Origin of the sequence: Desulfovibrio sp. DV (assembly GCF_001936595.1) — a bacterium.
In the GTDB taxonomy this organism is placed as follows: Bacteria; Desulfobacterota; Desulfovibrionia; order Desulfovibrionales; family Desulfovibrionaceae; genus Solidesulfovibrio.
Window position 1 is genome coordinate 1 of the sequence record NZ_MLBG01000128.1, and the last position, 13,466, is coordinate 13,466.

The 13,466-nt window shown below is 64.6% G+C and carries 11 protein-coding genes and 1 tRNA gene; 7 read left to right on the top strand and 5 right to left on the bottom strand.

The genetic code is table 11. The features are described 5' to 3' along the window. The 4 genes from DVDV_RS19485 to DVDV_RS19500 form a co-directional block, all read right to left on the bottom strand. On the bottom strand, window positions 1–574 hold a 574-nt coding region (locus DVDV_RS19485), incomplete at its 3' end, for a ParA family protein (RefSeq protein WP_075356256.1). A gap of 44 nt (window positions 575–618) precedes the next feature. Beyond that, on the bottom strand, window positions 619–1,497 hold the full coding sequence (locus tag DVDV_RS19490; RefSeq protein WP_075356257.1) for a protein-glutamate O-methyltransferase CheR: 879 nt from the start codon (window positions 1,495–1,497) through the stop codon (window positions 619–621). Window positions 1,498–1,500: 3 nt separating this feature from the next. Next, window positions 1,501–3,423: a HEAT repeat domain-containing protein gene (locus DVDV_RS19495; protein ID WP_075356258.1), complete on the bottom strand. Its 1,923-nt coding sequence runs from the start codon at window positions 3,421–3,423 to the stop codon at window positions 1,501–1,503. Window positions 3,424–3,455: 32 nt separating this feature from the next. Then, window positions 3,456–4,556 (bottom strand): chemotaxis response regulator protein-glutamate methylesterase, encoded by a 1,101-nt coding sequence (locus DVDV_RS19500; protein ID WP_075356259.1) that lies wholly within the window; start codon window positions 4,554–4,556, stop codon window positions 3,456–3,458. Window positions 4,557–4,725: 169 nt separating this feature from the next. On the opposite strand from DVDV_RS19500, the gene DVDV_RS19505 reads away from it, so the two are divergent. Continuing rightward, window positions 4,726–4,802: transfer RNA gene (locus DVDV_RS19505), tRNA-Pro, on the top strand. A 40-nt stretch (window positions 4,803–4,842) separates the two neighbouring features. On the opposite strand, the gene DVDV_RS19510 is transcribed toward DVDV_RS19505, so the two are convergent. After that, a complete protein-coding gene (locus tag DVDV_RS19510; RefSeq protein WP_075356260.1) occupies window positions 4,843–5,208 on the bottom strand; it encodes a hypothetical protein in 366 nt (121 codons plus the stop codon). A gap of 125 nt (window positions 5,209–5,333) precedes the next feature. Between DVDV_RS19510 and DVDV_RS19515 the strand changes: the two genes are divergently transcribed. From DVDV_RS19515 to DVDV_RS19540, 6 genes are all read left to right on the top strand, one after another. Further along, on the top strand, window positions 5,334–7,823 hold the full coding sequence (locus tag DVDV_RS19515; protein WP_075356261.1) for a heavy metal translocating P-type ATPase: 2,490 nt from the start codon (window positions 5,334–5,336) through the stop codon (window positions 7,821–7,823). 181 nt (window positions 7,824–8,004) lie between these two features. Then, a complete protein-coding gene (locus DVDV_RS19520) occupies window positions 8,005–8,562 on the top strand; it encodes a C-GCAxxG-C-C family protein (RefSeq protein WP_075356262.1) in 558 nt (185 codons plus the stop codon). Between the two features lie 158 nt (window positions 8,563–8,720). After that, a complete protein-coding gene (locus DVDV_RS19525) occupies window positions 8,721–9,584 on the top strand; it encodes a M15 family metallopeptidase (RefSeq protein ID WP_075356263.1) in 864 nt (287 codons plus the stop codon). A 336-nt stretch (window positions 9,585–9,920) separates the two neighbouring features. Then, a complete protein-coding gene (locus tag DVDV_RS19530) occupies window positions 9,921–10,865 on the top strand; it encodes a hydrogenase small subunit (RefSeq protein ID WP_075356264.1) in 945 nt (314 codons plus the stop codon). A 71-nt stretch (window positions 10,866–10,936) separates the two neighbouring features. Further along, entirely contained in the window at window positions 10,937–12,631 is a 1,695-nt protein-coding gene (locus DVDV_RS19535) for a nickel-dependent hydrogenase large subunit (RefSeq protein ID WP_075356265.1), read from the top strand. Window positions 12,632–12,700: 69 nt separating this feature from the next. Continuing rightward, entirely contained in the window at window positions 12,701–13,204 is a 504-nt protein-coding gene (locus tag DVDV_RS19540; RefSeq protein WP_075356266.1) for a HyaD/HybD family hydrogenase maturation endopeptidase, read from the top strand. The last annotated feature ends 262 nt before the right edge of the window (window positions 13,205–13,466 follow it).

Consider the following 13,466-nt stretch of genomic DNA (forward strand, 5'->3'; position numbering starts at 1 on the left):
CCCGGCGATCGAACATGGTGGCCAGGGCCCGGTAGGCGATGGGCCGGGGCAGGACGCGGTTGAGCGCCCGCATGGTATCAAACAGGTGGCGCACCCCGTGCAGGGCCAGAAAATCCGTCTGGATCGGGATGACAAGCAGATCCGAGGCCACCAGGGCGTTGACCAGCACCACCCCGGTGTGGGGCGGGCAGTCAAGCAGCACATGGTCGTAGGCCGGACCCGATTCCAGAGCTTGTCGCAGCAAGATACCCTTCCCTTTTCGCTCGGTGAGATCCACATCCAGATCGGCCAGCCGGGGATGGCTCGGGGCCAGATCGAAAAGCCCCTGGCCCGGATTACTGATCACCGCGTCCCAGGGCACGGCAGCCGGGTCCTCGGCCAGAAACACATCCGCTGCCGACGCGGTCAGCCCCTCGGGAAAAATCCCCAGGTGGGCCGAGGCGCAGCCATGCGGGTCGAGGTCCATGACCAGCACCCGCCGCCCCAAAAGGGCCAGCGCCGCAGCCAGAGACAACGCCGTGGTGGTCTTGCCGACACCGCCTTTCTGATTGGCTACGGCCAGTATCCGGGGCACCAAAACTCCCGCGACCGTGCGGCCGCACCCAACGCCATGTTCCGCTACTCCTCTTTGCTGTAGATGATCGCCCCGGGATAGTGCTTGGGACGAAAGGCCCGGGAGATGTTGTGCAACGACTCCGAGTGGCCGATCAGCAGATAGCCGCCGGGCAGCAAATTGTCGTAGAACGCGGTAATGACGTTTTTCTTCATTTCATCATCGAAATAGATGATGACGTTGCGGCAAAAGACGATGTGGGAACGCTCCACGCGTTTGAGCTGCATCCGGTCGCTCAGATTGATCTGGCCAAAGCTCACCAGCCGCTTGACCTCGGGTTTGAGCTTGAAGTTGGCTCCGTCCGCCACGAAATACCGGGCGACGATTTCCTTGGGCGTGGTGCGCAGGCTGTATTCGCTGTAGACCCCTTCCCTGGCCTGGGCCAGGACGGCCTCGGACAGATCGTTGGCCGTGATGCGGATGTCCCAGCCGGCGATTTCCGAGCGCAGCACCTCGTGCAGGATAATCGCGATGGTGTAGGGTTCCTCGCCCGTGGAACAGCCGGCCGACCAGATGCGCAACCGCTTTTGCCGCTGGGACTTGAGCTTGTCCAGTACGTCTTTGAGGACCATGTCCTGGAAGACCTTGAGCTGGGGCGGATTGCGGTAAAAGCTTGTCTCGTTGGTGGTTATGACCTCAAAAAGCCGGTTGAGCTCCTGGCGTCGCCCCGCGTCGTACTGCAAAAAAGTATGGTATTCGGCGAAACTTTTGAGGTTCAACTCTTTGATGCGGGTGGCCAGGCGGTTTTCCACCAGATACTTGCGGTTGTCGGCCACATAGATGCCCGACTGCGCGTAGATAAAATCCCGCAACTGGGCAAACTCCGCATCGGAGATTTTAAGCTCCTTGCGCAGGGAAATCGTCTTGGAAAAAAGCGAGGTCATGGACTAGCGCTCCCCTTGCTCGTCCTGCAGTCGGGCTATTGCCGTCTCGGCTGTCCCGGCCAGCTCCGGATCGTCGCTGGAAATAAGTCCCAACAGTGCCTGAAAAGCGTCTGGTCCGCCAATTTCACCCAGCCCTTCGACAGCTTTGAGGGCCACGATCTTGCTTGGCTCCCCGGCCATGGCCAAAAGGCGCCCCACGGCGTCTCGCTCCCCCCTGGCCCCCAGGGCTTCAATGGCCCGGATACGCACCCAGTCGTCGCTGTCATTCAGGGCTTTTTCCAAATAGGTATAGACTGTGTCGCTGTCGCAACCGCCCAAAACCTCCACCACCGCCAGCCGGACGTCCCGGTTCTCGTCGTCGAGGCGGCTGACGATCAGCGGCAGGCTGGTTTCCTCGTGGCCACATGAATCGGCCAGGGTCTCCAGGGCGATCTTGCGGATGTCCGGCACCTCGTCGGCCAGGGCGGCCCGGATGATGTCCATGTGGTCGCCGACCCCCATCCGGCCCAGGGCGTAGACGGCCATCAGGCGGTCCATGGGGTCGTCGCTGCGGCTCAGTTCCCGGAAACGGGCGTCCAGTTCGGCGCCGCCGATAGCCACGCACGCTTCCAGGGCGGCCTCTTTGACGGCGTCGGAAGGATGCCCGAGCAGGCCGAAAAGCGGCTCGCCAGCTGCCGGCAAGCGCATGGTGCCGCCGAGAAAGCCCACGGCTTCAAGCAGCACGGCTTCGTTGTCGCTGCCAAGCAGATCCATGAAAAAATCCACTGCGTCCTCGCCGGCGATGCCGGCCAGGGCTTTGACCGCCGCCGGCTGAAACGATGCCGGCAGGCTGGAGAAGGCCTCGATCAGAAGCCCCGGACACTGGGGGCACGGCAGGGCCGAGAGCACATCCAGAGCCACGGCCCGCTGGGCCGCGTCGCCCTCGCGAAGCGCCCGCCCCAGGGCCTCGGTCAACCCCATGTCGCGCAGGGCGGCCACGGCGTGCTCGTAGCGTTCGGGCAGGTTGTCCCGGTCGATACGGGCGGCATGGGCCAGGACCGCCTCGGCCGCGTCTTCGCCGCCGACCGAGCCCAGCCCGGAAACGGCCGCGTCCTGCACGTCGTCCTCGTCATCGCCCAGGGCAGCCAGCAGATAGCTGCGAAACCGCTCCCGCTCGGCCGGGGAAAGAAGCGACAGGGCCTTGCCGCCGAGGATGCGCACCACGGCCTTGACGATCTTGTTGCGCAGCACCTCCGGCGAGGCGTCGATGCGCTTTAAAAGCATGGTCACGGCCTTGATGTTGCCGATTTCGCCCAGGGCGTCGACAATCATGGAGGCCACCAGATCGGTGCTCTTGTCCAGGGCCTTGACCAGCGCCCCCACGGACGAGGCGTCGCGGATCTTGGACAGGGCCTCGATAACGGCGAACTGCACCCACTCGTCGTCGCCAAGGGCCTTCCCCAGTCCCGGGGCGGCCTCGGCAAAGGCCAGCTCGCCAAGGCTCACCGCCGCCTGATAGCGGACATTGACCTCGGGATCTTTTAAAAGCGCCTCGCAAAGCGGTGCCACCGCCAACCGGCTTTCGGTGGAACCGAGGATGTCAGAGGCAAAAATACGGATATCCGGGTCGCCGTCGTGGAGCAATTCGAGCAGCGTCGGAAAATCCTGGGAGCCGACGGCCCGCAGGATATCCATGGCGGCGTTGCGGACCGGGGCCTCGTCGGAACGCAGCAGCGCCTTGACGGCGGCCACGACCTCCTTGCCGCCCAGCCGGCGCAGCGCCCGATCTGCCGCTTCCTGGACGCCAAGATTGTGGGTGCACAATAATTTGGCCAAAAGCGGTACGGCTTCGAGACACCCGCTCTCCCCGGCATCAAAGGCGGCGTCCCGAAGCACATCCGGATCGTCGCTGCCAAGCCTCTGGCAAAGGTCGTTGCAGTCCACCATGCCGCGTCCTTGGCCGTCCCGTGCGGGAACGGTCATTTGTAAAGGTTTAAGAGGATGGCTTCGCCCATGTCGTCAATGTCGACGATCTCGTCGGCAAGACCCGCATCCACAATGGCTTTGGGCATCCCGTAGACCACGCAGGTGGAATCGGACTGGGCCAGGGCGCGGCCGCCCTTGGCCTTGAGCACCCGCATCCCGTCCAGGCCGTCGCTGCCCATGCCGGTCAGCACCACCCCCAGGCCGCGCCGGCCAACGCCCGCCGCCACCGAATCAAAAAGCACCGAAGCCGATGGCTTGTACAACGCTTCGCGCGGTTCTTCCACCACCCGCACCTCGATGCGGCTGACTTTCTGGTCGATGCGCAGATGTTTTCCGCCCGGGGCCACATAGGCCACGCCGTGCTGCAACCGCTCGCCGTCCTCGGCTTCTTTGACCGTGATCTGGCACACGCTGTCCAGACGTTTGGCAAAGGGGCCGGTAAAGGCCGCCGGCATATGCTGGGCAATAAGGATGCCGGCGGGAAAATCCTTGGGCAAAACCGAGAGCACCTTCTGCACCGCCGGCGGTCCGCCGGTGGAGACGCCGATGGCCACCAGATCGCGGGTCTGGGACCCGCCGGGCCGGGCGCTGCGGACCGCCCGCTCGGTCGCCGGCCCGGCCTGGGCCGCCCCGGCCGCCGGAGCCGTTCCGGCCGCCCGAACCCGGGCGGAAAGCGACGACCGGGACAGATGGCTCATGCGCCGACGGGCAATGAGCTTGACCTTGGCCCGCAGATCATCCTCGATCTTGACGATATCGAGCGACACCTTGGAAAGCTGTTTGGGGATGAAATCCACAGCCCCGAGTTCCATGGCCTTGAGCGTCGCTTCCGCGCCTTCGGTGGTCAGCGAGCTCACCATCAGCACCGGCCGGGGCATCTCCATCATTATATGCCGCAGGGCGGTCAGGCCGTCCATGCGGGGCATTTCGATATCCAGGGTTACCACGTCGGGCTGATGCCGACGGATCATTTCCAGACCTTCCTCGCCGTCCCGGGCAGTCGCCACGACCTCGATTTCCGGGTCCTTGGACAGCATGGTGCTGAGTGCCTTTCGCATGAAGGCCGAATCGTCGACGACCACTACCTTGATCACGCATATCTCCTGACGGCGGCGTATCGTGGGCGCGTTCCCCGGGCTCCCGATGAAGCTTCGGATGGGCGGCCCGTCCCCTTGTCCATGATTAGATGACTCTTTGCGTTATGACAACACACTTTGTGCTTGCCAAAGCCCGCGGGATACTCTAAAAGCTTTTCTCTCACGACGGGATGTGGCTCAGCCTGGTAGAGCGCTGCGTTCGGGACGCAGAAGCCGGAGGTTCGAATCCTCTCATCCCGACCAGAACAGTCCAAGGGGTTATGCGAAAGCATGGCCCCTTTTTTCATTCCCCGTCGCCCGCTTTGATGCCGCACGTCCCGTCGGCCAGCTCCCTGGCCCGTTCCTCGGCCAACCGGCCAACGACCCGAAGCAGCACATCGACAAACGCCCCCATGTGATTGCCGCAGTAGCGCTCCATGCCCGAAGGCCCCGACACGTCCTCATCGAGCCAGTCCGGCTCCGGGAAAAGCAGGTTTGCCTCGTCCAGGCGCAGTTCCAACTGCTCAAGCAGATCGTCGACACCGCCGAGACTCAGGGCCGGCATATCCAGGACGAGGCGCAGTTTCTCATAGATGTCTCGCAACCGCTCCCATCTGTTGGATTCGCGGTCTTGGCCGTCCCATGGGGGGGCCAGGGGGTCTGCCTGCATGTCCCGGACTCCTTTGGCGTTCGCTTGCCTCCCTATACCCTGACCGGCAGACAATTGCCAGCATTGCCACTTCCGCCCGACTTGGTTCACACTTGCACTTTCCGGATCGAAGATTACTATTGGGCATGACGAAAACTTCATCCAAATCCGTCACGCTCCCGGTTGCCGGGATGCACTGCGCCGCCTGTTCCACCCGCATCGAACGGGTTGTCGCCGCCATGGACGGCGTTGACCAGGCAAGCGTCAATCTGGCCGATGCCACCCTGCGCCTCGATTACAATCCTGAAGCCGTCCCCCTCGACGCCATCGCCGCCCGGGTGGCCGCCCTCGGCTTCACCCTCGGTCCGCCTCCCCCGGAACACGCCGTTCTGGATCTGGCCATCACCGGAATGCACTGCGCCGCCTGCTCCTCGCGCATCGAACGCGTGGCCGGCAAACTCCCGGGCATGGTCAGCGCCGTCGTCAACCTGCCCGGCGAAACCGGCCGCTTCACCTTCGACCCGGCCGTGCTGACCCGCCGCCAGATCCGCCAGGCCATCGCCGACCTCGGCTTTGCCACCACCCCGGCCAGCCCTTCCGGCGACCGGCTGGCCGAGCGCCAGCGCCAGGCCCGGACCGAACTGGCGACCCAGCGCCGCCAGCTCATCCCGGCCCTGGGCTTGGCCGCCGCCCTGCTCGCCCTGTCCATGGGCCACATGCTGGGCCTGCCCCTGCCCCATTTTCTCCATCCCGACGCCTCCCCGGCCGCCTTTGCCCTGGCCCAGCTGGCGCTGACCGCCCCCATCGTCTGGATCGGCCGGCGCTTTTACCGCGACGGCATCCCGGCCCTCCTTCGCGGCGGGCCCAACATGGACAGCCTCGTGGCCCTCGGCACCGGCGCGGCCCTGGCCTACAGCCTGGCCAACCTCGTCCTCATTCTGGCCGGTTCCGATCCGGCGGCCCGGGCCATGGACCTCTATTTCGAATCGGCCGGCGTCCTTCTGGCCATGATCAGCCTTGGCAAATACCTCGAAGCCTCGGCCAAGATCAAAACCTCCGGGGCCATCGCAGCCCTTATGCGCCTGGCTCCGGACACCGCCACCCTTGTTCGCGACGGCCGCGAGGAAACCGTGCCCATCGACGAACTCGAACCCGGCGACGCCTTCCTGGTGCGGCCCGGCGAACGCGTGCCCACCGACGGCGAAGTCCTCGACGGCGCCACCCGCCTCGACGAATCCATGCTCACCGGCGAACCCATGCCCGTGGCCAAGAAAACCGGCGACAGCGTCACCGGCGGCACCCAGAACACCACAGGGGCCATTGTCGTCCGCGCCACCCGCGTCGGCCAGGACACCACGCTGGCCCGCATCGTCGAACTTGTGCGCCAGGCCCAGGGCTCCAAAGCCCCCATCGCCAATCTGGCCGATACGGTGAGCTTTTATTTTGTGCCCACAGTCATGGCCGTGGCCGCCGTTTCCGGTCTGGCCTGGTTTTTCCTCGGCGGGGCCGACCTGTCCTTTTCCATCCGCATCTTCGTGGCCGTCATGGTCATCGCCTGCCCCTGCGCCATGGGGCTGGCCGTGCCCACCTCGATCATGGTCGGCACCGGCCGGGGCGCACGCCTGGGCATCCTGGTCAAATCCGGGGCCGCCCTGCAGACCGCCGGCGACATCACCACCGTCGTCTTCGACAAGACCGGCACGCTGACCCACGGCACCCCGATCCTCACCGACCTCGTCCCGGCCCCGGGCCTCGACCCCGATAGCCTGCTCACCTTGGCCGCCGCCGCCGAAGCCCGCTCCGAACACCCCCTGGCCAAAGCCATTGTCCAGGCCGCCGCAGCCAAGGGCCTCGTCCTGCCCAGCCCCGAACACTTCGAAGCCGTGCCCGGCCACGGCGTGACCGCCCGCCTTGGCGGCCACACCGTCCACATCGGCACCGAAGCCTTCCTGGCCGGACAGCACATTGCCCCGGTTGCCAGCCTCGATGCAGCCGACGAAGCCCTGGCCGGAGCCGGAAAAACCGCTGTGCGCCTGGCTCTTGACGGCCAAAGCGCCGCCGTCCTGGCCGTGGCCGACACCCCCCGCCCCGAAGCCGCGGCCGTGGTGGCCTCACTTTCAAAAAACGGCATCCGGGTGGTCATGCTCACCGGCGACGACGAACGCACCGCCCTGGCCGTGGCCCGCACCCTTGGCATCGCCACGGTCATCGCCCGGGTCCTGCCCGAGCGCAAAGCAGCCGAAGTGGCCCGCCTCAAGGCCGAAGGCGGCAAGGTGGCCATGGTCGGCGACGGCATCAACGACGCCCCGGCCCTGGCCGCCGCCGACCTCGGCATTGCCATGGGATCGGGCATCGACGTGGCCGTCGAATCCTGCGACGTCGTGCTCATGCGAAACGATCTGCACGGCGTGCCCGCGGCCCTCGAACTGTCCCGGGCCGTCATCGGCAACATCAAGCAAAACCTCTTCTGGGCCTTTGCCTTCAATACCATCGGCATCCCGGTCGCCGCCGGCCTGCTCCATATCTTCGGCGGCCCGACGCTCAATCCCATGATCGCCGGCACGGCCATGGCCCTCAGTTCGTTTACCGTCGTCACCAACGCCCTGCGCCTGCGCTTTTTTACGCCAAAGGGATGAGCTTGGGGCGCGGCCCCAAACCAGGAGAGGCGCTGCCTCTCCTGGACCGCTCCGCCAGGGCGCTGCCCTGGACCCGCCGGGGGGATGATCCCCCCGGACCCCCCGCATGGGGGATTTCTGCGCCAACGGATGGCATAAATACGTGCTTGTTTGCGCGTCCTGCAGAGAGAGAAAAACCGACATGAATTCGCCGTTTTCCGATACCGCCCGCATCGACGCCCTGGCCCTGGCTGTGGGCGAAAAAGCCGCCAGCCTGTTTTCCCACCGAAAGCTCCTGTGCGCCGAGGCCATTTTGGTGGCCATAAACGAGACCTTTGGCCAGCCCGTCAGCGAAGACCTGGCCGTTGGCATGGCTGCCGGCCTGACCGCCGGGCTGGGCGACCGGGGCTGCCTGTGTGGAGCCGTGGCCGGGGCCTGCGCCGGGCTTGGCATCGTCTGCTCCCGGGGCGACCATGCCGCCACCCGGGCTGCCGTGCGCCGGGAATCGGCCGCCATCCATGAAGCCTTCACCGCCCGACACAAATCGTCGTGTTGCCGGGTGCTGACCAAACCTGTGAAAAATGACGCAAGCGCCCATATGGCCCAGTGCGCCGCGCTGACCGGCTACGGGGCCGAACTGGCCGTTCTCTCCATCCTTCGACTGCGCCCGGAACTGCTCGACTGCCCGGAAGCAGCCCGGTCCGGTGAAAAACGCGTGTGCAGCCGGGTCCGCTGGCTGTTGTCGCTTTTTTGCCGGTAACCCCCGGCCATCCCACCGCCATCGCTGGACAATCCTGACCTCGCCGGCAGTCAGCCGCCCCTGGCCCACCTCCCGGTTGCCGCCCCGGCCCGGCACGATTCCCTTCCCTTTGCCGGGTTGCAGCCGTATGCCGACAAAAAAACATCGAGGTGCCGCCTATGTCGCTTGCACTCAAGCGCCCACTTGTTCTGTGCGCCCTGTTCCTTTCCCTGGCCCTGCCGGCCGCAGCCCAGCCCCTCGCCCCCAAAGCCCAGCGCGACCTGGCTGTCCTGGTCACGGCCTACCCAGGCCTTGTGGCCGCCATCGAGACGGCCCCGGCCGGCCGGGCAACGCTGGTCCTCAGTGATGGCACGCGCCTGCCCTATGACGACGGCCGCAGCAAATCCCAGGAAGAACTGCTTAACGCCCCGGATATCGAGGACATGCTGGCCCAGCCCTACCCGCTTGGCCCGGTCACGGCCGAACCCGCTCCGGGCTTTTCGCCGGGCCGACGCCGGGTGGAGCCGCTTTTCATGGCCCTGTACGGCCACGACAAGGCCGCGGTCACGGCCAACTGCCGCCCGGTCCCCTTTCTCGGCCAGACCATGGCCTTTAACACCCGGTTCGGCGCGGCCGACGCCTTTGCCCGGGCGCAACAGCGTCTGGCCCGGCTGGTGGCCGCCGATCCGTCGCTTCGCCGCTACCTGCTTCCGGCCTCGGGCGGCGTGGTCTGGCGGGTCATCGCCGGCACCAGCCGCCTGTCCGTCCATTCCTTTGCCGCAGCCGTGGACGTAAGCCCCAAGGGCAACCCCTACTGGCGCAACCTGCCGCGCGGCACCAACCTCCTGCCCACGCGCCAGGCCTTCCCGGTGGCCGTGGTGGAAGCCTTCGAGGTCGAAGGGTTCATCTGGGGCGGCAAGTGGTCGGAGTTTGACCTCATGCACTTCGAGTACCGGCCGGAGTTGATCCTCCTGGCCCGGTTGGCGCGCGGGGAGAACCTTCCCCTGGCCGATATCGGCGGGCTGCTGCGGGTTGCGCGCTGAGGCGCAACACCGTGGCGCTTTTGCCCTGGGCCGGCCTGTGCATACGATTTGTAAAATAGTATCCAGAACTTCTTCCAGGGTGAGCGCCTCGTAACACCCCTGAATCACGTGAAAAATTTACCATTCCCCATTGACGTCATGCCCATTTCGTGATGAACTGCAAAAGGGAACACCAACTCGGGCAGCGGCATAGGCATATGCCGATAGGCCAAACTGCGCCACGGCCGGAGCCGTTGCGCCCGGCGTACGCCGAAGCGAGGGATTGATGCAACACGGCTCGGACGCTTCCATTGGACGTCGGGGTCGTGACCCTTCGTAAAACCAAGGAGGACGTTTATGAACTTTTCCGTGGGTCTTGGCAGGGATGATGCGGAAAAACGGCTTGAACAGAACGGCGTCTCCCGCCGCGACTTCATGAAATTCTGCGCCACTGTGGCTGCAGCCATGGGCATGGGCCCGGCGTTTGCACCCAAAGTGGCCCAGGCGCTGACAGCCAAACGCCGTCCGTCGGTGGTCTGGCTGCATAACGCCGAGTGCACCGGTTGCACGGAAGCGGCGCTGCGCACCATCAAGCCCTTTATTGATTCGCTCATCCTCGACACGATCTCCCTGGACTACCAGGAGACCATCATGGCCGCCGCCGGCGACGCCGCCGAGGATGCGCTGCACCAGGCTGTTTCTTCCCCCGATGGCTACTATCTGGTCGTCGAAGGCGGACTCCCCACCATTGACGGCGGCAACTGGGGCATGGTTTCCGGCCACCCCATGCTGGAAACCACTAAGAAGCTGGCCCCCAAGGCCAAGGGCGTCATCTGCATCGGCACCTGCTCCTGCTACGGCGGCATCCAGAAAGCCAAGCCGAACCCGAGCCAGTCGATCAGCGTCAGCGAAGCCACCGGCCTGACCACCATCAACATCGCCGGTTGCCCGCCCAACCCGATCAACTTCGTCGGAGCCGTGGTCCATGTCCTGGAAAAGGGCATCCCCGAACTCGACTCCAACGGCCGGCCGAAAATCTTCTTCGGCGAGCTCGTCCACGACAACTGCGAGCGCCTGAAGCATTTTGAAAATTCCGAATTCGCTCCCTCCTTCGACTCCGAAGAGGCCAAGAAAGGCTACTGCCTCTACGAACTCGGCTGCAAGGGTCCGGTCACCTACAACAACTGTCCCAAGGTGCTGTTTAACCAGGTCAACTGGCCCGTCAAGGCCGGCCACCCCTGCATCGGATGCAGCGAGCCGGACTTCTGGGACACCATGACCCCCTTCTACGAGCAGGGCTAAGAGCGCCCCGCTTCGAAGGCCGTTACCTGGGCATCAATCAAGCAGCGAACGTTTCGTGACGGAGGAAGCATATGGCTGAGAGCAAACCCACGCCGCAATCGACCTTCACCGGCCCCCTCGTGGTCGATCCTATCACCCGTATTGAAGGCCACCTGCGGATCATGGTCGAAGTTGAAAACGGAAAAGTCAAAGACGCCTGGAGCTCCTCGCAGCTCTTCCGCGGTCTGGAAATCATCCTCAAGGGCCGCGACCCGCGCGACGCCCAGCACTTCACCCAGCGCGCCTGCGGCGTGTGCACCTACGTCCACGGCCTGGCCTCCACCCGGTGCGTGGATGACGCCGTCAAGGTCAACATCCCCGGCAACGCCCGGATGATGCGCAACCTGGTCATGGCCTCCCAGTATCTCCATGACCACCTCGTCCACTTCTATCACCTCCACGCCCTGGACTGGGTGGACGTGACCAACGCGCTGAAAGCCGATCCGGTCAAGGCCGCCAAACTGGCCGAAACCATTGCCCCGGCCCGGCCCGGCAACTCCGCCGCGTCCCTCAAGGCCGTGCAGGATCGCCTCAAAGCCTTCGTCGAGACCGGACAGCTCGGCATCTTCACCAACGCCTACTTCCTCGGCGGCCACAAAGCCTACTACCTGCCGCCCGAAGTCGATCTCATCGCCACCGCCCACTACCTGGAAGCCCTCCACCTCCAGGTCAAGGCGGCCAGCGCCATGGCTATTCTTGGCGGCAAAAACCCCCACACCCAGTTCACTGTGGTCGGCGGCTGCTCCAACTACAACGCCATGGGCAAGGAACCCCTTGCCAACTACCTGGCCCTGACCCAGGAAGTGTGCAAGTTCGTCAGCGACGTCTACATCCCGGACCTGCTGGCCGTGGCCGGCTTCTACAAGGACTGGGGCGGCATCGGCGGCTGCACCAACTACATGGCCTTCGGTGAGTTCGCGACCGACGAAAGCACCCCCGAAAAGCACATGGAAACCTCCTTCTTCCCGTCCGGTGTCATCATGAACCGTGATCTCGGCAAGGTGGACAAGGTCGACCTCGGGGCCATCTACGAAGACGTCAAGTACTCCTGGTACAAGCCCGGCGCCGACGGCCTGCACCCCTACGACGGCGTCACCGATCCCAACTACACCAAGCTCGACGACAAGGACCACTACTCCTGGATGAAGGCCCCCCGCTACAAGGGCAAAGCCATGGAAGTCGGTCCCCTGGCCCGCTGCTTCCTGGCCTATGCCAAGGGACAGCCGGAGTTCAAAAAGACCATCGACATGGTCCTTGGCAAACTCGCCGTCCCGGCCACCGCCCTGCACTCGACGCTTGGACGCACCGCCGCCCGCGGCATCGAGACGGCCATCATCGCCAGCAAGATGGAAACCTGGATCAAGGAATTCGCCGACAGCTCGGCCAAAGACAACACCCTGTGCGCCAAATGGGAAATGCCCGGCGAGTCCAAGGGCGTTGGCCTGGCTGATGCCCCCCGCGGCGCGCTGTCCCACTGGATCCGCATCAAAAACAAAAAGATCGACAACTTCCAGTTGGTCGTTCCCTCCACCTGGAACCTCGGACCCCGTGGTGCCGCCGGCGACAAGAGCCCGGTCGAGGAAGCCCTCATCGGAACCCCCATCGCCGATCCCAAGCGCCCGGTCGAAATCCTGCGCACGGTCCACGCCTTCGATCCCTGCATCGCCTGCGGCGTGCACGTCATCGAACCCGAGACCAACGAAGTCCTCAAGTTCAAGGTTGTCTAACCAGCTTCCAAACGCTACCTCTGGAGAACCCGGCCTCGGCCGGGTTCTCCCGTTTTTAAAGGAGCGCCCATGTCCGGTGAACCGCAAAAAATCCTCATCCTCGGCGTCGGCAACATTCTCTACACCGACGAAGGCGTCGGCGTGCGCGCCGTGGAACAGCTGATCGAACATTACGATTTCTCAGACAACGTCACCCTCATGGACGGCGGCAACCTGGGAATGCGCCTCATGCAGCCGCTCATGGACTCCGATTACTGCATCGTCCTTGACGCCGTGCTCGCCGGCGACGCCCCCGGTACCATCTATCGCCTCACCGGCGACGATCTGCGCAAATCCCTGGCTTTCAAAGACTCCATGCACCAGTCCGACCTCGTCGATACCCTGATCTACTGCGAACTGATCGGCAAACGGCCCGATACCGTGGTCATCGGCATGGAACCCTTCGATTTCAAAAACATGTGCGTCGAACTCTCCCCCATCGTGGCCGGCCGCGTCCCGGCCATGCTCGAAATCGCCCTCAAAGAACTCACAGACGCCGGCGGCGTTGCCACGCCCAAAGCGCCTGTGTCGTGATGCAGGCAGGTTGAAAGAGAAAGGAAGATAAAGAGAAAGAGAAAGAGGAAGAGTGCCTCCGGCGGCCGGGGGGATGATCCCCCCGGACCCCTGCAAAGGGGAAAAGGGTAAAAATGAAATGTGACTCGCGCGTGCAATCCAGCCGGCTGCGGACGCGACAGCACGGGAAGAAGAAGACAGGCAAGAGCGTCCGTAGCTGACGCCGCATGGTTCGACGCACCTCCGGCCCCCATACCCCCATCGAGGGGTCCGGGGGGATCAT